This is a genomic window from Streptomyces sp. NPDC026538 (assembly GCF_055567535.1).
Genome location: NZ_JBVHQG010000002.1, coordinates 47,711 through 68,475, shown reverse-complemented (window position 1 = coordinate 68,475; position 20,765 = coordinate 47,711). Strand labels below are relative to the sequence as shown.

20 protein-coding genes are annotated in these 20,765 nt (G+C 70.7%); 13 read left to right on the top strand and 7 right to left on the bottom strand.

Features of this window, described 5'->3' with window-relative positions:
• Positions 1–121: 121 nt before the first annotated feature.
• Positions 122–1,243 (bottom strand): ATP-grasp domain-containing protein, encoded by a 1,122-nt coding sequence (locus ACZ4N4_RS07270; protein ID WP_453567577.1) that lies wholly within the window; start codon positions 1,241–1,243, stop codon positions 122–124.
• Between the two features lie 357 nt (positions 1,244–1,600).
• Between ACZ4N4_RS07270 and ACZ4N4_RS07265 the strand changes: the two genes are divergently transcribed.
• Positions 1,601–2,506 carry a metallophosphoesterase family protein gene (locus ACZ4N4_RS07265; protein WP_467585489.1) on the top strand — a complete coding sequence of 302 codons (906 nt, stop codon included), beginning with the start codon at positions 1,601–1,603 and terminating at the stop codon, positions 2,504–2,506.
• Positions 2,454–3,134, top strand: coding sequence for a 4'-phosphopantetheinyl transferase family protein (locus tag ACZ4N4_RS07260; protein ID WP_467585487.1), 681 nt, complete (start codon positions 2,454–2,456; stop codon positions 3,132–3,134). The genes ACZ4N4_RS07265 and ACZ4N4_RS07260 overlap by 53 nt, the downstream gene beginning before the upstream one ends.
• 27 nt (positions 3,135–3,161) lie before the next feature.
• Here the strand turns inward: ACZ4N4_RS07260 and ACZ4N4_RS07255 are convergent, their stop codons facing one another.
• The 3 genes from ACZ4N4_RS07255 to ACZ4N4_RS07245 all read right to left on the bottom strand — a co-directional run bounded on the left by ACZ4N4_RS07255 (position 3,162) and on the right by ACZ4N4_RS07245 (position 4,988).
• Positions 3,162–3,392, bottom strand: a complete 231-nt coding sequence (locus ACZ4N4_RS07255; RefSeq protein WP_467585485.1) for a hypothetical protein — start codon at positions 3,390–3,392, stop codon at positions 3,162–3,164.
• Positions 3,393–3,740: 348 nt separating this feature from the next.
• Positions 3,741–4,292, bottom strand: a complete 552-nt coding sequence (locus ACZ4N4_RS07250; RefSeq protein ID WP_453568104.1) for a toxin-antitoxin system, toxin component — start codon at positions 4,290–4,292, stop codon at positions 3,741–3,743.
• 39 nt (positions 4,293–4,331) lie between these two features.
• Positions 4,332–4,988, bottom strand: a complete 657-nt coding sequence (locus ACZ4N4_RS07245) for a helix-turn-helix domain-containing protein (RefSeq protein ID WP_453567585.1) — start codon at positions 4,986–4,988, stop codon at positions 4,332–4,334.
• Between the two features lie 246 nt (positions 4,989–5,234).
• Here ACZ4N4_RS07245 and ACZ4N4_RS07240 point away from each other — a divergent pair, with 246 nt between their 5' ends.
• Complete coding sequence (locus tag ACZ4N4_RS07240; protein WP_453378438.1) at positions 5,235–5,903, top strand: MmyB family transcriptional regulator; 669 nt, start codon at positions 5,235–5,237, stop codon at positions 5,901–5,903.
• A 165-nt stretch (positions 5,904–6,068) separates the two neighbouring features.
• Here ACZ4N4_RS07240 and ACZ4N4_RS07235 read toward each other — a convergent pair whose 3' ends face one another.
• Both ACZ4N4_RS07235 and ACZ4N4_RS07230 read right to left on the bottom strand, forming a co-directional pair.
• Positions 6,069–6,848 carry a cache domain-containing protein gene (locus ACZ4N4_RS07235; RefSeq protein ID WP_450764666.1) on the bottom strand — a complete coding sequence of 260 codons (780 nt, stop codon included), beginning with the start codon at positions 6,846–6,848 and terminating at the stop codon, positions 6,069–6,071.
• 38 nt (positions 6,849–6,886) lie between these two features.
• Positions 6,887–7,627 (bottom strand): FadR/GntR family transcriptional regulator, encoded by a 741-nt coding sequence (locus tag ACZ4N4_RS07230; protein ID WP_453567590.1) that lies wholly within the window; start codon positions 7,625–7,627, stop codon positions 6,887–6,889.
• 123 nt (positions 7,628–7,750) lie between these two features.
• On the opposite strand from ACZ4N4_RS07230, the gene ACZ4N4_RS07225 reads away from it, so the two are divergent.
• From ACZ4N4_RS07225 to ACZ4N4_RS07180, 10 genes are all read left to right on the top strand, one after another.
• Positions 7,751–8,782 (top strand): ABC transporter ATP-binding protein, encoded by a 1,032-nt coding sequence (locus ACZ4N4_RS07225; protein WP_467585481.1) that lies wholly within the window; start codon positions 7,751–7,753, stop codon positions 8,780–8,782.
• 51 nt (positions 8,783–8,833) lie between these two features.
• Positions 8,834–10,024: an ABC transporter substrate-binding protein gene (locus ACZ4N4_RS07220; protein ID WP_467585478.1), complete on the top strand. Its 1,191-nt coding sequence runs from the start codon at positions 8,834–8,836 to the stop codon at positions 10,022–10,024.
• A 3-nt stretch (positions 10,025–10,027) separates the two neighbouring features.
• On the top strand, positions 10,028–10,891 hold the full coding sequence (locus ACZ4N4_RS07215) for an ABC transporter permease (RefSeq protein ID WP_467585475.1): 864 nt from the start codon (positions 10,028–10,030) through the stop codon (positions 10,889–10,891).
• Positions 10,892–10,902: 11 nt separating this feature from the next.
• Entirely contained in the window at positions 10,903–11,718 is an 816-nt protein-coding gene (locus ACZ4N4_RS07210; protein WP_450764676.1) for an ABC transporter permease, read from the top strand.
• A 56-nt stretch (positions 11,719–11,774) separates the two neighbouring features.
• Positions 11,775–12,770 carry a LacI family DNA-binding transcriptional regulator gene (locus tag ACZ4N4_RS07205; protein ID WP_450764677.1) on the top strand — a complete coding sequence of 332 codons (996 nt, stop codon included), beginning with the start codon at positions 11,775–11,777 and terminating at the stop codon, positions 12,768–12,770.
• 140 nt (positions 12,771–12,910) lie between these two features.
• Positions 12,911–14,263, top strand: coding sequence for an ABC transporter substrate-binding protein (locus ACZ4N4_RS07200; protein ID WP_467585471.1), 1,353 nt, complete (start codon positions 12,911–12,913; stop codon positions 14,261–14,263).
• A gap of 5 nt (positions 14,264–14,268) precedes the next feature.
• Positions 14,269–15,225: a carbohydrate ABC transporter permease gene (locus tag ACZ4N4_RS07195; RefSeq protein WP_453567599.1), complete on the top strand. Its 957-nt coding sequence runs from the start codon at positions 14,269–14,271 to the stop codon at positions 15,223–15,225.
• The gene (locus ACZ4N4_RS07190; protein WP_453567601.1) at positions 15,222–16,103 is read left to right on the top strand and encodes a carbohydrate ABC transporter permease; all 882 of its coding nucleotides are present in this window, start codon (positions 15,222–15,224) and stop codon (positions 16,101–16,103) included. The genes ACZ4N4_RS07195 and ACZ4N4_RS07190 overlap by 4 nt, the downstream gene beginning before the upstream one ends.
• 30 nt (positions 16,104–16,133) lie before the next feature.
• A complete protein-coding gene (locus ACZ4N4_RS07185) occupies positions 16,134–17,741 on the top strand; it encodes a glycoside hydrolase family 13 protein (protein ID WP_467585468.1) in 1,608 nt (535 codons plus the stop codon).
• Positions 17,742–17,795: 54 nt separating this feature from the next.
• A complete protein-coding gene (locus ACZ4N4_RS07180; RefSeq protein ID WP_467585465.1) occupies positions 17,796–19,976 on the top strand; it encodes a discoidin domain-containing protein in 2,181 nt (726 codons plus the stop codon).
• Here ACZ4N4_RS07180 and ACZ4N4_RS07175 read toward each other — a convergent pair.
• Positions 19,945–20,760 (bottom strand): ABC transporter ATP-binding protein, encoded by an 816-nt coding sequence (locus tag ACZ4N4_RS07175; protein ID WP_467585462.1) that lies wholly within the window; start codon positions 20,758–20,760, stop codon positions 19,945–19,947. The genes ACZ4N4_RS07180 and ACZ4N4_RS07175 overlap by 32 nt on opposite strands.
• Positions 20,761–20,765: the final 5 nt, after the last annotated feature.

Sequence of the window (20,765 nt, the reverse complement as noted above, 5' to 3'; positions counted from 1 at the left end):
AGACGAGCGCGAATTGGTCCATACCGGTGTGGTGAATGACTTGGGGGCGCGGGGCTGTCTTCGATCCCCGGCTCCACCGTGGGGGCGAGAAACCACGACGGCGCCGCACCCGGCCGCCGACCTAGAGCGGCAGCACCGCGGCCGCGGCGTCGACCGACTCCACCTCCACGGGAACCGGCGGCGCCAGCACCACGTCGGCCTCCTCCCGCACGGCCGGCACGGACGGCAGCACGGGACGCGGCCCCGACACCACCGCGTAGTCCTGCCCGAGGAACGGCGGCTCGATCACCCCGGGGTCCTCGCCCAGCGCCAACTGCACCGCCGCCCACGGAGCGTTGACCCCGCAGAGTGACAGCTGGTGCAACCCCCCGGCGGGACGCGTGTTGACGTCGAGCAGCACCGGCTCGTCGCCGTACATCCGGAACTGGATGTTGGACAGGTAGTGCAGCCCGAAGCCCCCGGCGATCAGCCGGGCCGGCTCCAGCCACCGCTCGTCCAGGGTGAAACCACGACGGCGGCCCTTCTTCGTGCGGCCCACCGCCAGCCGGACCCGGTTGTCGGGCCCGGTGAGGCAGTCCACGGACACCTCCGGCTCCTCCAGCCGCGGCATCACCAGCCAGTCCACCGGCTGGTCGGCCCGCCGCAACGCGTCGACGACCAGGTCGAGCTGGACGTACGGCCCCGGGAACCCGTTGAGGTGGAAGAGCGAGAAGGGGGCGCGCGTGATCACCCGGAAGCCCACACCACCCGCACCGGCGGCCGGCTTGAAGCAGGCCTTGTGCCCGTCGGTCTCCAGCTTCTCGACCGCGGCGACCAGTTCGTCCGCCGTGCGGACCCGCCACCACGGCGGCACCGGGACACCGACCGAGGCGACGGCCTCGTACGCGGTCGCCTTGTCCTCGAAGACCGCGGTGCCCTCCGGCGTCGGCGCCAGCAGCGCCGTTCCCACCGCCTCGAAGTCGGACCGGTGGGCGACGATCGCCGACTGGTGCAGCCGGGGCACGAAGACATCGATGCCACGGCGCTGGCACTGGTCGAGCGCGTACTCGACGTAGCCGGCCGGGGACAGGCCCTCCGGCTCCAGTTCGGCGGTGTCGGCGGCGGCCAGCACCGGGGAGTCGGCGTCACCGTGCGTCGCATGGATCTCGACCGCCCGGTCGCTGGGATTTTTCCGCAGCTGATCCATGAAGAACACGTTCTCCGCGTACGTGCGGTTGAGCCAGACGCGTACGCGAGAGCGCATTAATGCCGCCTTCCGGGGTTTTCGGGCAGGGCTCAGCGGGCCCGTGCCCGGGCAGGGTGGTTGGAGGGTCACCAAACCGCCCTGGACGAAGGGAAGTTCGTGGCGGTGGTGTTGGGGGGATCATACGGCTTTCAAAGGGCCTCGCGTGCAACGCCAGTGTTACGGATTTCGCGGGACTGTCCACGCGCGTTTTCCTGCACCGTCCGCGTCGGTTTCCTTGACTGACGGGCACCGGCCCGGCGGACCGCCGGGGCCCGGCCGGGCGAGTGCCCGCCGACAGGCCGACAAGTCCCCTTGTTCCGTCGACCCGTCATGTGTTGAGGTGGGTGGTGACGACATGATCGGAAGGGGTACGGGGTGGAGTCAACGGCCGGTGCCGGGCAGCTGCTGGCCATCAGCGACCTGCACATCTCGTATCCGGAGAACCGTGAGCTCGTCGAGAAGATGCGCCCCGAGACGGATGACGACTGGCTGATCGTGGCCGGTGACGTCGCGGAGACCGTCGCCGACATCCGCTGGGTCCTGGAGACCTTCGCCGGCCGCTTCGGCAAGGTGCTGTGGGCCCCCGGCAACCACGACCTGTGGACCCACCCCAAGGATCCGGTCACCCTGCGCGGCGTCGCCCGCTACGAGCACCTCGTGGGCCTCTGCCGGGAACTCGGCGTGGTCAGCCCCGAGGACCCCTATCCGGTCTGGGAGGGCCCGGGCGGCCCGGTCGTGGTCGCCCCGCTCTTCCTGCTGTACGACTACTCCTTCCTGCCGGCCGGCTGCACCACCAAGGAAGAGGGCCTCGCGTACGCGCGCGGCACCGGCATCGTCTGCAACGACGAGTACCTGCTCCACCCCGACCCCTACCCGACCCGCGAGGACTGGTGCCGGGCCCGGGTCGAGGCCACCGAGCGCCGGCTCGCCGAGCTGCCCGAGGAACTGCCGACCGTGCTGGCGGCCCACTATCCGCTGGACCGGCACCCCATGGACGTCCTGTGGTACCCCGAGTTCGCGATGTGGTGCGGCACCACCCGCACCGCCGACTGGCACCGCCGGTTCCGCGTCGACACCATGGTCTACGGTCATCTGCACATCCCCCGGACCACCTGGCACGACGGGGTCCGCTTCGAAGAGGTCTCCGTGGGATACCCCCGCGAGTGGCGCAAGCGCTCCCAGCCCCCGGGCAAGCTGCGCCGCATTCTGCCGATGGAGGTCGGAACCGGTGATCGAGGAGCTGCTCCCGGACTCGGTGGTGGCCGTGGAGATGCTCGGTGACGAGGCGATCCGGGAAGCCCCCCTCTACCCCGAGGAGGCGGCGCTCGTCGCGCGTGCCGTGCCCAAGCGCCGCCGCGAGTTCTCCGCCGTGCGCGCCTGTGCCCGGCGTGCCATGGAGAAGCTCGGGGTTCCGCCGCAGCCCGTCCTGAGCGGCGAGCGCGGCGCACCGCGCTGGCCGGACGGGCTGGTCGGCAGCATGACCCACTGCGAGGGCTACTGCGCTGCCGCCCTGGTCCGCGCCACCGACCTGGCCTCCCTGGGCATCGACGCCGAACCGCACGCCCCGCTGCCCGAGGGCGTCGCGGAGTCCGTCCTGCTGCCCTCGGAGCAGGAGCGGCTGCGCCGGCTCGTGGCCGAGCGGCCCGGTGTGCACTGGGACCGCCTGCTGTTCAGCGTCAAGGAATCCGTCTACAAGGCGTGGTTCCCCCTCACCGGGAAGTGGCTGGACTTCATGGAGGCCGACATCGAGCTCCTCCCGGAGCCCGGCGAGCGGCCGCACGGCACCCTGTACGCCCGCCTCCTGGTTCCCGGCCCCCAGGTCGGCGGGCAGCGGTTGCAGGCCTTCGAGGGCCGCTGGAGCGTGGGGCACGGCATGCTGACCTCGGCCGTGATCGTGCCGCACCCCTGACAGCGCCCCTGGTCGTGCTCCGTCGGCTCAGACGGGTGTGCACCAGTCGTGCAGGAGGCGGAAGAACGCCTCCTCGTTGCCGGCGAGTCCGGCCCGGGCCAGGGCCTCCTCGGCCTCGGCGAGCACGGCGGGTGGGACCAGGAAGGGGCGCGGGGCGCCGTCCGGAGGTCCGTCGAAGGCCGCGCGGACGGTGTGCAGCAGCCGCAGATAGGCCTGGACGGCGGTGCGCTCACGGTCGGTCAGTACGGCGGTGGGCATGGCTCGGCTCTCCCCGTCGGTCGTCACGGTCACGCGCCCGGACGGCGCGGCCGCACCGCGTGTGCGGTGCGCACCCACCAGCTTGCCGTCCGCCACTGACAACGCCTGCCCGCTACGGCTCGGTTCGCCCGCTCAGCCGACCCCGAACCGCCCCGCGGCCCCTTCCTGAGGGAACGTCCCTTCGCCCGGCCGCGACGAAATCCGGCCCGCAACGCGATCCGCCCGACAGGCATCCGGTCCGCGTCGGCGTCCGGTCCCCGACACGATCCGCCCGATCGGCATCCGACCCGCGTCGGCATCCGGTCCGCAACGGGATCCGGTCGGCCCCGGTGCCCGGCCGGGTCGGGCTCACTTCCCCGGGTAGCCCAGCGAGACCTCGATGCGCCCCGCCACGTCGTGCCGCCGTACCGGGCCGCGCAGGGCCGAACCCGCGAGCCAGGTCCGGCACTTGCTGGCCAGCAGCAGCCCGAAGGTCTCCGCGTCCTGTTCCTCGGCCTGGTCGAAGCGGGTGCGGGCGGCCATCCGACGGACGGCTGCCTGGACCGCGGCCCGGTCACTGACCGCGGCGCCGCCCGCGCCTTCGTCGACGAGCCGTGCCGCGACCGCGACCCCCTCCACGTCGTGGCCGTGGTGGTCGGCGTGCATGTGCCACAGCTCGTGGCCGAGGATCACCAACTGGTGGTCGGGCGCGGTGCGTTCCTCGACCACCACCAGGTCGCGGTCGGTCAGGTCGAGCCACAGCCCGCTGGCCGTGCCGGGCGGGAAGACGGCCGTACGGAACAGGACCGGGCGGCCGCGGCGGCGGCTCATCGCGTCGCACAGCGCCCGGTACAGCTCCTGTGGCGAGGTGGGCGCGGGCAGGGTCAGCTCCCCGACCAGCTCGCCGCTCAGCCGGCGCATGTCCCTGCCGATGGCCATGTTCTCCCGTTCCCCCTCAGCTCACGACTCGGGCCGCTTGACGCTCTCCAGGAGCATGTCCAGCCATTCCGCGACCTTGTCGCGGTGCTGGTCGGTGGGGAGCTGGGCGGCCCGCCAGGCGATCCCGCGCACCCCGTGGTCCTGCAGCAGCCGCTCCAGGGGGTCCGCCGCGGCCGCGGCCGCCGCCCGCTCCCGGTCGGCCAGCTTCTGCAGCAGCTCCTGCTCGACGCGCTGGAGGGCGCCGGCCAGCGCCTCGGGGTCCGCGGCGGTGAGGAAGCCGGCATGCACCCGGAAGAAGCGCTGGAGGGCGTCGCAGTGCTCCATGGTCGGCCGCCGGTCGCCGTTGAGCAGGGCGCCGGCCTGCTGCCGGGACATGCCCGCGCCGTCGGCGATCTCCTGCTGGGTGTGTTTTCGGCCGTTGGGCTTGAGGCGGGTGCGGCGCAGCAGGTCCAGACGTTGCAGGAAGCGTTCCTGGACATCGGGTTCGCCCGCGGGCCGGCCGGCGAGCAGGGCCCTGACCACGGGCTCGGGGACACCGCAGGCGTAGGAGAGCCGCCCGATGTCGTAGACCTCGGCGTACGCCACGCCGAGCCGGTCGGCGAGCGCGCTGACGCGGGAGACGACGGCCGGCAGCTGGGCGGTCGCCGTGGCGCCCGGATCCTCGTAGCCATCCGTCACCGACAGAACTCCTACGTCTCTCAGAGGAATCAGGGGCTTCGCACAGGTGGTCGCCGTGGACCGCCCGGCATGAACTTCCCGGAGATTAGCGGGTCGTTCGAACTCACATCCAGGTGTCGCCACAACTGTGGCCAATTTCGGCCGTCAACAGGCATGAAATGCCACGATAGTTGACATGCATCCGAGTGGGGCAGCAGGATCACATCGCCGCGAGAAGGCCGCATAGGCAAGAGGGGTGACCTCCCGATGGCATATCAGGCAGGTGGGCAGCGGCCGGCGCCGCGGCCCGTCCCCGAAAGTCTTGAGGCCCAGGCATACCTACAGGACTACGCATTGCTGCTGGACGCCGTTCCCTTTCCGTCCCTGGTGGTGGACCACCGCTGGGACGTGGTGCTGGCCAACGGCGCGTTCGAGACACTTTTCGGGGGGGTCGCCCCGCATCCCACGGCCATGCCCGGGGACAACTTCCTCCGGTTCGTCCTGTTCCACCCGGACGCCGGCTCGGTGCTCGGCGCGCACGAGTCGGGCTGGTGCCTGCCGATGCTGGCCCAGTTCAAGACCACCCTGGAGCGGTACGGCCACGATCACGAACTCCAGTCGATCCGCCGGGAGATCGCCCAGGACCCGATCATGGAGGCGGCGTTCCGGCACGGTCTGCCGCACTGGCTGCGCGCGGTCGGCGAGGAGGGCGCCCGGCTCGACGGTGCCGTCCGGCCGGTGCTGCACCCGGACCCGCTGCTGGGGGCCACCGAGTGCCGGGTGGTCGGGGAGACCGCCAGGACCCTTCACGACATGGGCTACGCGCGTTACACCCTGGTGCTGCGCGCCGCTCCCCGCCCCGCCGCCCCGCGCCGCTCCCGCCGGCCCGGCGGCCTGGGCGCTCATCTGACCGTGGTTCCCACCCCTGACGCCTGACCCGGCACCGTCGGCGTTCAGGTCGCCGACGGCGCCGGGCCGGACGCCCACCCCGGCACCGGCCCGCACTCCCCACCACCACCCGTCCGGACGGGCCCCGCTCGTGCCGCGGCGCCCGCACGTGGGTCCCCGCTCGTGCCGCGGCGCCCGCACGAGGCTCCCCACTCAGGTCGCGGCGACGGCCAGGACCAGCGGTACGCCCCGGCAGGGCACCAGGCGCAGCGCGCCGAACGTGCCCGGCCGTCCGCTCTCCAGCACGGCCGCGAAGTCCGGCCCCTTGGTCAGTGAGCCGGCCAGGTGCGCCGGGTCCGCCGACGCCGCCACCCGGCCACGGGCGTTGACCAGCCGGGCGGGGCCGGGCAGCGCGCGCAGCAGGGGCAGCGCGGCCGCCTCGAAGTGCCGTAGGTACACGTCGGCGGCGGCCACGCCCAGGAAGCGGCCCGCCCGTTCCACCGGCGCGGACAGGGTGAGGCTGTACTCGTCGGAGCAGAGGTAGTCGACGTACGGCCCGGCCACCGCGCGGTGCCCGGTGTCCCGGGGCAGCGTGAACCAGTCCCAGTGCGTGTAGTCGGAGTAGGCCGAGGTGCGCGGGTCGAGGTCGAGGAGCAGTGGTCGTACGTCCCCGCCGGCGTCGGTCTGCCACCACTCCAGCCAGGCCGGCACGTCGGCGAGCAGTCCGGGCGCGGCCACGAAACCGACGCCGGAGACCAACTCCTGCCGGGCCAGGCGCAGATGGAGCCCGGGGCGCAGCGCGGCCAGGTCGGCGGTGACCGGCCGGCGGCCCGTGGCGGCCACCCGGGCCAGCAGTGCGGCGGTGTCGGCGCGGGTCTGCGCGACGGCGTCGAACACCGCCTCCAGGGCGCGGCCGACCCGCTCGGCCACGTACTCCTCGGTGGCGGCCGGCGCCCTGGTCACGGATGTGGAGGGGACGGTGCCGCGGCTCATGCTGCCCTCCGGTGGACGGGGGAGCGGGCGCGGCGCGGCTACAGGGTCAGCCGCAGGGCGATGAGCCGCGCCGTCGAGTCCCGCACGCACCGCTCGGCCAGCTCCCTGGCCGATGCGTCCGCCCCATCCTGCACGGCCGAGATTACGGACCGGTGACGGTCCGCCACCTCTTCACGATATTCGTCGTCGCCGAGCACAAGGCACAGCAGGGCGCCGACCTCCGTCTGGAGCGCGACCTGTTCCCGGGTGAGCCGGGCCGACTGGGCGGCGGCGGCCAGTTCCACGTGGAAGCGGCCGTACAGCCGGCAACGTGCCGAGGTGCCCCGGGCCTTGCGCAGTTCCTCGGTGGTCCGGCGGAGTTGGTCCAGGTCGTGGTCCTCGGTGCGCTGTGCGGCGAGGTGTGCGGCGGTGCCGGACAGGGCCGCCCAGTGGTCGCCGAGGTCGCGCAGTTCCTCGGGGCTCCAGCCGCGCAGCCGCTCCAGGAGCCGCTCCCGGCCGGGCGGGTCCGGCAGGGAGACGAAGCTGCCGCCGCCGCGGCCCCGGCGGGTGACGACCAGGCCCTGCTGGCGCAGGGCCATCAGCGCCTCCCGCAGGGTCACCGTGGACACCCCGAGCTGACCGGCCAGCTCCGTCTCGCCGGGCAGTTGCTCCCCGTCGGCGAGCAGTCCGAGCTCGATGGCGTCGCCGATCCGGCGTACGACGGCGGCCACCCGGGCCCCGCTGTCCACCGGGGCGAAGACGGCCTTTCGGGCGCCGCCGTCCGTCTGCTGCTGCTTCACGGCCCACCACCCTATGCGTTGACCCAAGCTTTACCTCAGAAGGGTCTTGAGCTTTGAACTATGACTTCATATCTTTCCCGTCACCACATGCAACGCAAGAGAGCGCCAGAAAGGTTCCCGCCCATGGAGGCCAGCGCGATCCGGTTGCGGGATCTGCGGAAGTCGTTCGGCGACACCAGCGCCGTGGCAGGAGTCGACCTGGACATCCGCGACGGCGAGTTCTTCTCGATGCTCGGCCCCTCCGGCTCCGGCAAGACCACCGTGCTGCGCCTGATCGCCGGCTTCGAGAGCCCCACCTCGGGCGTGGTCGAACTCGCCGGGCAGGACGTCACCCGCCGCGCCCCCTTCGAGCGGGACGTGCACACCGTCTTCCAGGACTACGCCCTGTTCCCGCACATGAACGTCGAACAGAACGTCGCCTACTCCCTCAAGGTCCGCAAGGTCCCCCGGGCCGAACGCCTGGTCCGCGCCCGCAAGGCCCTCGCCGAGGTCCGCCTCGACGGCTTCGGCGGCCGCCGTCCCGCCCAGCTCTCCGGTGGCCAGCGCCAGCGCGTCGCCCTCGCCCGCGCCCTCGTCGGGCGGCCCCGCGTCCTGCTGCTCGACGAGCCCCTCGGTGCCCTCGACCTCAAGCTGCGCGAGCAGATGCAGCTCGAACTCAAGGCCCTGCAACGGGAGGTGGGCATCACCTTCGTCTTCGTCACCCACGACCAGGAGGAGGCCCTGACGATGAGCGACCGTGTCGCCGTCTTCCACCAGGGTCGCATCGAACAGGTCGGTACCCCGGCGGAGATCTACGAACGCCCGGCCACCGCCTTCGTCGCCTCCTTCGTCGGCACCTCCAACCTGCTCACCGGGGACATCGCCCGGCGGTTGCTCGGCGAGAGCGGCACCCACAGCATCCGGCCCGAGAAGATCCGGGTCCTCGAGGAGACCGCGGGCCCGGGCGAACCCGACCACGCCGACGCCGTCGGCACCGTCGCCGAGGTGGTCTACCTCGGCGACGCCACCCGCTTCCTGGTCGACGTGGACGGCGGCGGCCGGCTCACCGCGCTCCAGCAGAACCTCGACACCTCCGCCGAGGACGTCGCCGTCTACCGCGGCACCCGCGTCCGGCTGCGCTGGCAGCGCCGGCACACCGTCCACGTCCCCGGCTGACCGGCCGCCCGTCCCGCCCGGATCCGCCGTCCCTCACCTCTGGAGTACGTCGTGCGCCTCACCCGACCTCTCACCGCGGCCGCCGCCGTCGCGCTGCTGCTGGCCGCCACCGCCTGCGGTTCCTCCGGCTCCGGTTCCTCCACCGGACTCAACCCGCCCGACCTCAAGCCCCTGGCCAAGCTCGGCAAGAGCGAGGGCTCGGTCAACCTGATCGCCTGGGCCGGCTACGTCGAGGACGGCTCCGACGACCCCAAGGTGGACTGGGTCACCGACTTCGAGAAGCAGACCGGCTGCCAGGTCCACTCCAAGGTCGCCGCCAGCTCCGACGAGATGGTCAAACTGATGAAGACCGGCGAGTACGACGCCGTCTCCGCCTCCGGCGACGCCTCCCTGCGCCTGATCGCCTCCGGTGACGCGGCTCCGGTCAACACCAAGCTCGTGCCGAACTACAAGGACATCTTCAGCGGCCTGAAGAACGGCGCCTGGAACTCGGTCAAGGGCCAGATGTACGGCATCCCGCACGGCCGCGGCGCCAACCTGCTGATGTACAACACCCAGAAGGTCAGCCCCGCCCCCACCTCCTGGGCGGCCGTCTTCGACGACGCGGCGAAGTACCAGGGCCATGTCACCGCCTACGACTCGCCGATCTACATCGCCGACGCGGCCCTGTATCTCAAGGCCACCAAGCCCGAGTTGAAGATCAAGGACCCCTACGCGCTCGACCAGAAGCAGTTCGACGCGGCCGTCGCCCTGCTGAAGAAGCAGAACGCGGACGTCGGCGAGTACTGGAGCGACTACCTCAAGGAGATCTCCGCCTTCAAGAGCGGCGACTCCGTGATCGGCACCAGCTGGCAGGTCATCGCCAACCTGGCGGCCGACGACGGTGCGAAGGTCAGGGCCTTCGTGCCCAAGGAGGGTTCCACCGGCTGGTCCGACACCTGGATGGTCTCCGCCAAGGCCAAGCACCCCACCTGCGCCTACAAATGGCTCGACTGGATCGTCTCCCCGAAGGTCAACGCCGAGGTCGCCGAGTACTTCGGCGAGGCCCCGGCCAACGCCAAGGCCTGCGATCTGACCAGCGACAAGAGCTTCTGCACGACCTATCACGCGGCCGACGAGAGCTACTGGAAGAACATCGCCTTCTGGAACACGCCCATCGAGCAGTGCCTGGACGGCCGCACCGACGTCAAGTGCGTGCCGTACGCCAAGTGGGTGCAGGCCTGGACCGAGATCAAGGGCTGAGCCATGACCGTGCCCACCCGGACCGCGGGGGCGCTGTACCGGCGCCCCCGGCTCCGCCTCGCCCTGCTGCTGACCGCCCCGCTGCTCTGGCTGGCCGTGCTCTATCTGGGCTCCCTGGCGGTGCTGTTCGTCTCCGCGTTCTGGACGACGGACTCCTTCACCTCCGAGGTGGTGAAGGTCTGGTCGACCGACAACTTCCACGAGCTGTTCACCACCCCGGTGTTCCGGCAGGTGATCCTGCGCAGCGTCGGCGTCGCCCTCGCGGTGACCGCGCTGTGCGCGGTGATCGCCTTCCCGGTCGCCTTCTACACCGCCCGGGTGGCCAGGCCGAGCCTGCGCCCGCTCCTGGTGGTCGCCATCCTCACCCCGCTGTGGGCGAGTTACCTGGTCAAGGTGTACGCCTGGCGGCTGATCCTGTCCGAGGGCGGGCTCGCCGACTGGCTGCTGAAACCCTTCGGGCTGAGCGGGCCCGGTTTCGGGCTGCCGGCCACCGTGCTCGCCCTGACCTATCTGTGGCTGCCGTACATGATCCTGCCGATCCACACCGCGCTGGAACAGCTGCCCGACAACCTGCTGGACGCCTCCGCGGACCTGGGCGCCCGCGCCGGGCGGACCTTCCGGTCCGTGGTGCTGCCGATGGTGCTGCCGTCGGTCGCCGCCGGGTCGGTGTTCACCTTCTCGCTCAGCCTCGGCGACTACATCACCGTGCAGATCGTCGGCGGCAAGACCCAGCTCATCGGCAACCTCGTCTACGCCAACATCGAACTCAACCTGCCCATGGCCGCCGCGCTCGCCACCGTCCCGGTCGTCGTCATCGTGCTGTACCTGCTCGCGATGCGCCGCACGGGCGCGCTGAGCAGCCTGTAGAGGAGCCCGCCGTGCAACTCTCCCGTTCCGCGCGGATCGCGGTGCGTGTCGCCGCCGGCCTCGGCTTCGCGGTGATCTACGTGCCGTTGCTGCTGGTCCTCGTCAACTCCCTGAATCCGGACCGCAGCGCGAGCTGGCCGCCGCCCGGTGTGACCACCCGCTGGTGGTCGGCCGCCTGGCACAGCTCCGGTGCCCGCGAGGCCCTGTGGACCTCGGTGAAGGCCGGGCTCGGCGCCACCGCGATCGCCCTGGTGCTCGGCACGCTGATCGCCTTCGCGGTCGCCCGGTACCGCTTCTTCGGCCGGGACGCCCTCTCCTTCGTGGTCGTCCTGCCGATCGCGCTGCCCGGCATCGTCACCGGTATCGCCCTCAACTCGGCCTTCGGCACGGTCCTTGCGCCGCTCGGCGTCGGACTCGGCCTGTTCACCGTGGTCGTCGGACACGCCACCTTCTGCGTGGTGATCGTCTTCAACAACGTGGTCGCCCGGCTGCGCCGCACCTCCGGCACCTACGAGGAGGCGGCGGCCGACCTCGGCGCCGACACCTTCCGCACCTTCGCCGACGTCACCTTCCCCCTGGTGCGCTCGGCGCTGCTCGCGGGCGGACTGCTCGCCTTCGCGCTCTCCTTCGACGAGATCGTGGTCACCACCTTCACCGCGGGACCGGGCGTTCAGACCCTGCCGCTGTGGATCTACGACAACATGACCCGCCCCCAGCAGGCACCGGTGGTGAACGTGGTGGCGGCGGTGCTCGTGCTGCTGTCGGTGGTCCCGATCTACCTCGCCCAGCGACTGTCGGCGGACACGGCGACCGGCAGCCGCGTCTGACCCCGGCTCCGGAGCCTACGCAAGCAGCTTGCGTAAATTGCGCTACCCTTGCGCTCATGACACGACGACTTGCGGAAGTGGCCAAGAAGGTCGGGGTCAGCGAGGCCACGGTCAGCCGGGTACTCAACGGCAAGCCCGGGGTCTCCGAGGCCACCCGGCAGGCGGTGCTCTCGGCCCTGGACGTCCTCGGCTACGAGCGCCCCACCCAGTTGCGCGGCGAGCGCGCCCGACTCGTCGGTCTGGTCCTGCCCGAGCTGCAGAACCCCATCTTCCCGGCCTTCGCCGAGGTCATCGGCGGCGCGCTCGCCCAGCTCGGGCTGACCCCGGTGCTGTGCACCCAGACCAAGGGCGGGGTCTCCGAGGCGGACTACGTCGAGCTGCTGCTGCAACAGCAGGTCTCGGGGGTGGTGTTCGCCGGCGGTCTGTACGCCCAGGCCGACGCGCCCCACGACCACTACCGGCTGCTCGCCGACCGCAACATCCCGGTAGTGCTGGTCAACGCCGCCATCGAGCACCTCGGCTTCCCGGCCGTGTCCTGCGACGACGCGGTGGCGGTGGAGCAGGCCTGGCGCCACCTCGCCTCCCTCGGGCACGAACGCATCGGCCTGGTCCTGGGCCCCGGCGACCATGTCCCCTCGGCCCGGAAACTCGCCGCCGCGCGGGCCATCGGCGAGGTCCCCGACGAGTACGTGGCCCGCGCGATCTTCTCCATCGAGGGCGGCCACGCCGCCGCGTCCCGGCTGATCGACCGGGGTGTCACCGGCATCATCTGCGCCAGCGACCCGCTCGCGCTCGGCGCGATCCGCGCGGCCCGTCGCAAGGGGTACGAGGTGCCCTCCCGCATCTCCGTCGTCGGCTACGACGACTCGGCCTTCATGAACTGCACCGAACCCCCGCTCACCACCGTCCGCCAGCCCATCGAGGCCATGGGCCGCGCGGCCGTGGAGCTGCTGAACGTGCAGATCGGCGGTACCGCCGTACCGCCGGAGGAGCTGCTGTTCGAGCCGGAGCTGGTGGTCCGCGGCTCGACAGCGCAAGTCCCCAAGGTCTGAGTGTCAGCAGATCCAATCTGCTGTCGAATAATTACAGATTCTGCGCGACATCTTGCGCACGCCTGTCGCCGGTGCTTGAGTGTGCGGCGCCCACCGGTCCCGGTGCGGCGCCCACTGCTCCTGTTCTGGGGGGTCCACCGATGTCCAGCACCGGGTTCCGCCGTGCTCTCGTCGCGATAGGTGTCTGTTCGTCCCTTGCGCTCTCGGCCTCGGCCTGCGGGTCGGGCGACGACGACGCGGGGAGCGGCAAGACGCGCATCACCGTCAACTGCGAGCCGCCGAAGAGCGCCAAGGTCGACCGTTCGTTCTTCGATCAGGACACCGCCGACTTCGAGAAGAAGAACCCGGACATCGACGTCGTCATGCACGACGCGTTCCCCTGCCAGGACCCGAAGACCTTCGACGCCAAGCTCGCCGGCGGCCAGATGGAGGACGTGTTCTACACGTACTTCACCGACGCCAAGCACGTCGTGGACATCAACCAGGCGGCCGACCTCACGCCGTACCTCAAGGACCTCAAGAGCTACGACACCATCCAGAAGCAGCTGCGGGACATCTACACCGTGGACGGCAAGGTCTACGGCATCCCGCGCACCGGATACAGCATGGGCCTGATCTACAACCGCGCGCTCTTCCAGAGGGCCGGTCTCGACCCCGACAAGCCGCCGGCGACCTGGGAAGAGGTCCGCGCCGACGCCAAGAAGATCGCCGCCCTCGGCAACGGCACCGTCGGATACGCCGACTACAGCGCGCAGAACCAGGGCGGCTGGCACTTCACCGCCGAGCTGTACTCCCAGGGTGGTGACGTCGTCTCCGCCGACGGCAAGACGGCGACCGTCGACACCCCCCAGGGCCACGCGGTCCTGCAGAACCTGCACGACATGCGCTGGACCGACAACTCGATGGGCAGCAAGCAGCTGCTGATCATCAACGACGTCCAGCAGATGATGGGTTCGGGCAAGCTCGGCATGTACCTCTCCGCGCCGGACAACATCCCGATCCTGGTCAAGGAGAAGGGCGGCAACTACAAGGACCTCGCCCTCGCCCCGATGCCCGGCGGCCAGGGCACCCTCATCGGCGGCGACGGCTACATGTTCAACAAGAAGGACAGCCCGGCGCAGATCAAGGCCGGCCTCAAGTGGCTCGACTCCATGTTCCTCACCCCCGGTGACGGTTTCCTCGGCGACTACGCCCGCGCCAAGAAGAACAACGCACCCGTGGGCCTGCCCGAGCCGCGGCTGTTCACCGGCGCCGCCGACGCCAAGGACCAGCAGGTCAAGAAGGCCAACGCCAATGTCCCGGTGGAGAACTACCAGGCCTTCCTGGACGGCAACCAGTCCCTCCAGATGAAGATCGAGCCGCCCAACGCCCAGCAGATCTACTCCGTCCTCGACGGCGCCGTCTCCGCCGTCCTCACCAAGAAGGACGCCGACATCGACCAGCTCCTCAAGGACGCCAACGAGAAGATCGCCGGCATCCTGGCCCGGGGCTGACCGCGATGACCAAGACGGCCGAGCGCCGACCTGCCCCCGCGGCGGTCGGCGCCCGTCAGGCCCCGGCGCCGTCCCCGGCAGGGGACCGGAGGCGGCGCCGGTTCCTCGACCAGGCCCGTGCCTACGGGTTCCTGCTCGGCGGACTGATCTGTTTCGCCCTGTTCTCCTGGTACCCGGCGATCCGCGCGGTCGTGATCGCCTTCCAGAAGTACACCCCCGGCTCGTCCCCGGAATGGGTCGGCACCGCCAACTTCACCCGGGTCCTGCACGACCCCGAGTTCTCGGCGGCCTGGCGCAACACCCTCACCTTCACGCTGCTGGCCCTGCTGATCGGCTTCGCGGTCCCGTTCGTTCTCGCGCTGGTCCTCAACGAGCTGCGGCACGCGAAGGCGTTCTTCCGGGTCGTGGTCTACCTCCCGGTGATGATCCCGCCGGTGGTCAGCGCCCTGCTGTGGAAGTGGTTCTACGACCCCGGGGCCGGTCTCGCCAACGAGACGTTGCGCTTCCTGCACCTGCCCACCTCGAACTGGTCCAACGGCGCCGACACCGCGCTCGTCTCCCTGGTCATCGTGGCCACCTGGGCCAACATGGGCGGCACCGTCCTGATCTACCTGGCCGCCCTGCAGTCCATCCCCGGCGAGCTGTACGAGGCCGCCGAACTCGACGGCGCGAACCTCCTGCAGCGCATCCGCCACGTGACGATTCCGCAGACCAGGTTCGTCATCCTGATGCTGATGCTCCTGCAGATCATCGCCACCATGCAGGTGTTCACCGAGCCGTTCGTGATCACGGGCGGCGGCCCGGAGAGCGCCACGGTCACCGTGCTCTACCTCATCTACAAGTACGCCTTCCTCTACAACGACTTCGGCGGCGCCTGCGCCCTCAGCGTCATGCTCCTGGTGCTGCTCGGTGTCTTCTCCGCCGGCTATCTGCGGCTGACCCGCTCCGGGGAGGACGGATGAGCAGCGCCACCCGAACCCTGATCTCGCCGGCGACCCTGGCCCGTCCACGCGGGAAGGCGATCTACTGGACCGTCTTCACCGGTGTCGTCCTGCTCTTCGCGCTCGCCTTCCTCTTCCCCGTGTACTGGATGGTGACCGGCGCGATGAAGTCCCCGGACGAGGTCGCCCAGACCCCGCCCAACCTCATCCCCAAGCACTTGCACCTGACCGGGTACACCGACGCCTGGGACCTGATGCAGCTGCCCCAGCACCTGTGGAACACGGTGGTGCAGGCGGCCGGTGCCTGGGCCTTCCAGCTGGTGTTCTGCACGGCCGCCGCCTACGCCCTGTCGAAACTGAAGCCGGCCTTCGGCAACGTGATCCTCGGCGGGATCCTGGCCACGTTGATGGTCCCGGCCCAGGCCCTGGTCGTACCCAAGTACCTGACCGCCGCCGACCTGCCGTTCATCCACACCAGCCTGCTCAACGACCCGCTCGGCATCTGGCTCCCGGCCGTCGCCAACGCCTTCAACCTCTACCTCCTCAAGCGGTTCTTCGACCAGCTGCCGCGTGACGTGCTGGAGGCCGCCGAGATCGACGGCGCCGGAAAGCTGCGCATCCTGTGGTCGGTGGTGCTGCCCATGTCCCGCCCGGTGCTCGGGGTGGTGTCGATCTTCGCCCTGGTCGCGGTGTGGCAGGACTTCCTGTGGCCGCTGATGGTCTTCTCGGACACCGACAAGCAGCCCATCAGCGTCGCCCTGGTCCAGCTGTCGCAGAACATCCAGCTCACCGTGCTCATCGCCGCGATGGTGATCGCCAGCATCCCGATGGTCGCGCTGTTCCTCGTCTTCCAGCGGCACATCATCGCCGGGATCAGCGCGGGCAGCACCAAGGGCTGACGCCCTTCCTCCGACAGAAAGGCACGCACAGTGGGACAGCCCAGCCATGCCCCGAAGGACCTCGACTGGTGGCGTTCCGCCGTCATCTACCAGGTGTACGTCCGCAGCTTCGCGGACGGCGACGGCGACGGCACCGGCGACCTCGCGGGCGTCCGCGCCAAGCTGCCGTACCTCGCCGAACTTGGCGTGAACGCCCTCTGGTTCAACCCCTGGTACCTGTCACCGCTGAAGGACGGCGGCTACGACGTCGCCGACTACCGGGCCATCGACCCGGCGTTCGGCACCCTCGCCGAGGCCGAGAAGCTCATCGCGGAGGCGGGCGAGCTGGGCATCCGGACGATCGTGGACATCGTCCCCAACCACGTCTCCGACCAGCACCCCTGGTTCCGGGCGGCGTTGGCGGCCGGCCCGGGCAGCCCCGAGCGCGAGCTGTTCCACTTCCGCCCGGGGCGTGGCGAGCACGGCGAACTCCCGCCCAACGACTGGCCGTCGCAGTTCCTCGGCTCAACCGAACCGGTGTGGACCCGGCTGCCCGACGGTGACTGGTACCTGCACCTGTTCACCCCCGAACAGCCCGACCTCAACTGGGCCCACCCCGCCGTCCGCCAGGAGCACGAGGACATCCTGCGGTTCTGGTTCGAGCGGGGCGTCGCCGGCGTCCGCATCGACTCCGCCGCCCTGCTCGCCAAGGACCCGGACCTGCCCGACCTGGCCACGGACCCGCAGCCGCACCCCTTCGTCGACCGTGACGACCTGCACGACGTCTACCGCGCGTGGCGCGCGGTCGCCGACGCCTACGACGGGGTCTTCGTCGGCGAGGTCTGGCTCCCCGACGCCGAGCGCTTCGCCCGCTACCTCCGCCCCGACGAACTGCACACCGCCTTCAACTTCTCCTTCCTGTCCTGCCCCTGGGACGCCGGCCGGCTGCGGACGTCGATCGACACCACCCTCGCCGAGCACGCCCCGGTCGGCGCGCCCGCCACCTGGGTGCTGTGCAACCACGACGTGACCCGCACGGTCACCCGCTACGGCCGCGAGGACACCGCCTTCGACTTCGCGACCAAGGCCTTCGGCACCCCCACGGACCTGGAACTGGGCACCCGCAGGGCCCGCGCGGCCGCGCTGCTGTCCCTGGCGCTGCCCGGCGCGGTGTACGTGTACCAGGGAGAGGAGCTGGGGCTGCCCGAGGCCGAGATCCCGGTGGACCGCATCGAGGATCCGATGTACTTCCGGTCGGGCGGCACCGATCCCGGCCGGGACGGCTGCCGGGTGCCGATGCCCTGGGCCGCCGACCTGCCGTACGCGGGATTCGGTTCGCGCGAGGAGCCGTGGCTGCCGCAGCCGGCCGGCTGGGCCTCGTACGCGGCCGACCGCCAGCAGAATGACGGCGACTCCATGCTCAGCCTCTACCGCCGCGCCATCGCCGCCCGCCCGCTCTTCGGGTCCGGCCCGCTGACCTGGCTGCCCGCTCCCGAGGGGGTCCTCGCCTTCACCCGCGCCGAGGGAGTGATCTGCGTGGTCAACCTCGCCCCAGAGCCCGCCGAACTCCCCGCCCACACCCAGCTTGTGCTCACCAGCGGCCCGTTGGACGGCGCGGGCCGTCTGCCGCAGGACACGGCGGCCTGGCTGACGACCTGAGCCACCGGTACCGCTCGCGCTATCCCCCTCCCCCCACCCCGAAGGGATCAGCAGATGCACAGCACCACAACCAGGTCTGTCAGGAGCATGCCAGCAGTGGCGGCCGCTGTCGCGCTCGCCGCCGGCATGCTCGTCGCCGTCGCGCCCGCCGCCCGCGCGGCGGCGGGCGCGAGCCTGCCGTTCACCTCGGTCGAGGCGGAGGCGGCGACCACCACCACCGGCACCAGGATCGGCCCGGACTACACCCAGGGCACCCTCGCCTCCGAGGCCTCGGGACGCCAGGCCGTGCGCCTCACCTCCGGACAGCGCATCGAGTTCACCGCACCCCAGGCGTCCAACGCCGTGAACGTCTCCTACAGCGTCCCCGACGGCCAGTCCGGCACGTTGAACGTGTACGTCAACGGGGTCAGACTGGCGAAGACCCTGACCGTCACCTCCAAGTACTCCTACGTCGACACCGGCTGGATCGCCGGCGCCAAGCAGCACCACTTCTTCGACAACGCCCGGCTGCTGCTCGGCCAGAACATCCAGGCGGGCGACAAGGTCGCCTTCGAATCCACCGGCACCCAGGTCACCGTCGACGTGGCCGACTTCGAGCAGGTGGCCGGCGCCGCCGCCCAGCCCGCCGGGTCGGTCTCGGTCACCTCCAAGGGCGCCGACCCCAGCGGCAACGGCGACTCCACCCAGGCCTTCCGGGACGCCATCGCCGCCGCCCAGGGCGGGACGGTGTGGATCCCGCCGGGCGACTACAAGCTCACGTCCTCCCTGAGCGGCGTGCAGAACGTCACCCTCCAGGGCGCCGGCAGCTGGTACTCGGTGGTGCACACCTCGCGCTTCATCGACCAGTCCAGCTCCGCCGGGAACGTCCACATCAACAACTTCGCGGTGATCGGCGAGGTCACCGAACGCGTCGACTCCAACCCGGACAACTTCGTCAACGGATCCCTGGGGCCGAACAGTTCGGTCTCCGGGATGTGGATCCAGCACCTCAAGTGCGGCTTCTGGCTGACGGGCGACAACGACAACCTGGTCGTCGAGAACAACCGCATCCTCGACACCACCGCCGACGGCCTCAACCTCAACGGCACCGCCCACGGCGTCCAGGTCCGTAACAACTTCCTGCGCAACCAGGGCGACGACTCCCTGGCCATGTGGTCGCTGTACTCGCCGGACACCAACTCCAGCTTCACCGGCAACACCATCTCCCAGCCGAACCTGGCCAACGGCATCGCCATCTACGGCGGCACCGACATCGCCGTGCGGAACAACCTGATCTCCGACACCAACGCGCTGGGCAGCGGTATCGCCGTCTCCAACCAGAAGTTCGCCGACCCGTTCTCACCGCTGTCCGGGACGATCACCGTCGACGGCAACACACTGGTCCGGACCGGCGCGATCAACCCCAACTGGAACCACCCGATGGGCGCCTTGCGCGTCGACTCCTACGACAGCGCCATCAACGCCACGGTCAACATCACCAACACCACGATCACCGACAGCCCGTACAGCGCCTTCGAGTTCGTCTCCGGAGGCGGCCAGGGATACCCGGTCCGGAACGTCAACGTGACCGGCGCGACCGTGCGGAACACCGGGACGGTCGTGGTGCAGGCCGAGGCGCAGGGTGCCGCCACCTTCCGCAACGTCACCGCCACCGGTGTCGGCGCGGCCGGCATCTACAACTGCCCCTACCCGGCGAACTCCGGCTCCTTCGCGCTCACCGACGGCGGCGGCAACTCCGGCTGGTCCAGCACCTGGTCGGACTGCTCCAGCTGGCCGCAGCCCGGCACCGGCAACCCCGACCCCGATCCCGGCCGCAACCTCGCCAAGGGCCGCCCGGCGACCGCCACCGGCTCGCAGGACGTGTACACGCCCGGCAAGGCGGTCGACGGCGACGCCAACAGCTACTGGGAGTCCGCCAACAACGCCTTCCCGCAGTCGCTGACCGTCGACCTCGGTTCCTCCTACGCGGCCCGCCGGCTGGTGCTGAAGCTGCCGCCGTCCTCGGCCTGGGGCGCGCGCACCCAGACCGTCACCGTCCTCGGCAGCACCGACGGCTCGAACTACTCGACCGTCGTGGGGTCCACCGGCTACCGGTTCGACCCGGCCACCGGCAACACCGTCACCGTCGCCCTGCCCGGCAGCACCGACCTGCGCTATCTGCGGCTGACCGTCACCGCCAACAACGGCTGGCCTGCCGCGCAGTTCAGCGAGGTGGAGGCGTATCTGACGTCGTGACCCCGGCCGCCTTGGGAGCCCCGCGTTTCGCCGCCTGGATCTGCTCGTAGACATGGGTGCGCAGTTCGGCGAAGCGCGGGGCGACCCGGGTGTGCAACTGGTCGCGCCGGTCCGGCAGATCGACCTTCAGCTGCTCCTGGACGACGGTCGGGGAGGCCGACAGGACGATCACCCGCTCGCCCAGATAGACCGCCTCGTCGATGTCGTGGGTGACGAACAGGATGGTGATGCCGCGCTCCCGCCACAGCCCGCGGACCAGATCCTCCAGATCGGCCCGGGTCTGGGCGTCGACGGCGGCGAACGGCTCGTCCATCAAGAGGGCCCGGGGTTCGTAGGCGAGGGCCCGGGCGATCGCGACCCGCTGCTGCATACCGCCCGAGAGCTGCCAGGGATAGGCGCCGGCGGCGTCCGCGAGGCCGACCGAGCGCAGCGCGTCGGAGACCAGTTCCCTGCGCCGCTCCCGCGTCAACCGCTTGTGCTTCAGCGGGAGTTCGACGTTGTCCGCGACCCGCATCCAGGGGAACAGGCTGCGGCCGTACTCCTGGAAGACGAACGCCGTCCCGGGCGGCGGGCCGGTCACCTTCCGGCCCTCCAGGAGGACTTCACCACCGGTCGGGGTGAGCAGGCCGCCCATGCACTTGAGCAGAGTGGTCTTGCCGCAACCCGACGGGCCCACGAGACAGACGAGCTCGCCTGCCCCCACGGTGAAGGTGAGGTCGCGCACCGCCTTGATGCGGCGACCGACACCGTCGTAGACCTTCTTCAGGCCGCGTACGTCGAGCATGGACC

Bases quoted from the DNA above. Each gene is read 5' to 3' on its own strand.
- ACZ4N4_RS07175 (WP_467585462.1), bottom strand. From the start codon at position 20,760: ATGCTCGACGTACGCGGCCTGAAGAAGGTCTACGACGGTGTCGGTCGC.
- ACZ4N4_RS07215 (WP_467585475.1), top strand. From the start codon at position 10,028: ATGACCGTGCCCACCCGGACCGCGGGGGCGCTGTACCGGCGCCCCCGG.
- ACZ4N4_RS07235 (WP_450764666.1), bottom strand. From the start codon at position 6,848: ATGAGCCGCGGCACCGTCCCCTCCACATCCGTGACCAGGGCGCCGGCC.
- ACZ4N4_RS07240 (WP_453378438.1), top strand. From the start codon at position 5,235: ATGGCATATCAGGCAGGTGGGCAGCGGCCGGCGCCGCGGCCCGTCCCC.
- ACZ4N4_RS07205 (WP_450764677.1), top strand. From the start codon at position 11,775: ATGACACGACGACTTGCGGAAGTGGCCAAGAAGGTCGGGGTCAGCGAG.
- ACZ4N4_RS07270 (WP_453567577.1), bottom strand. From the start codon at position 1,243: ATGCGCTCTCGCGTACGCGTCTGGCTCAACCGCACGTACGCGGAGAAC.
- ACZ4N4_RS07225 (WP_467585481.1), top strand. From the start codon at position 7,751: ATGGAGGCCAGCGCGATCCGGTTGCGGGATCTGCGGAAGTCGTTCGGC.
- ACZ4N4_RS07200 (WP_467585471.1), top strand. From the start codon at position 12,911: ATGTCCAGCACCGGGTTCCGCCGTGCTCTCGTCGCGATAGGTGTCTGT.
- ACZ4N4_RS07190 (WP_453567601.1), top strand. From the start codon at position 15,222: ATGAGCAGCGCCACCCGAACCCTGATCTCGCCGGCGACCCTGGCCCGT.
- ACZ4N4_RS07255 (WP_467585485.1), bottom strand. From the start codon at position 3,392: ATGCCCACCGCCGTACTGACCGACCGTGAGCGCACCGCCGTCCAGGCC.
- ACZ4N4_RS07250 (WP_453568104.1), bottom strand. From the start codon at position 4,292: ATGCGCCGGCTGAGCGGCGAGCTGGTCGGGGAGCTGACCCTGCCCGCG.
- ACZ4N4_RS07195 (WP_453567599.1), top strand. From the start codon at position 14,269: ATGACCAAGACGGCCGAGCGCCGACCTGCCCCCGCGGCGGTCGGCGCC.
- ACZ4N4_RS07180 (WP_467585465.1), top strand. From the start codon at position 17,796: ATGCACAGCACCACAACCAGGTCTGTCAGGAGCATGCCAGCAGTGGCG.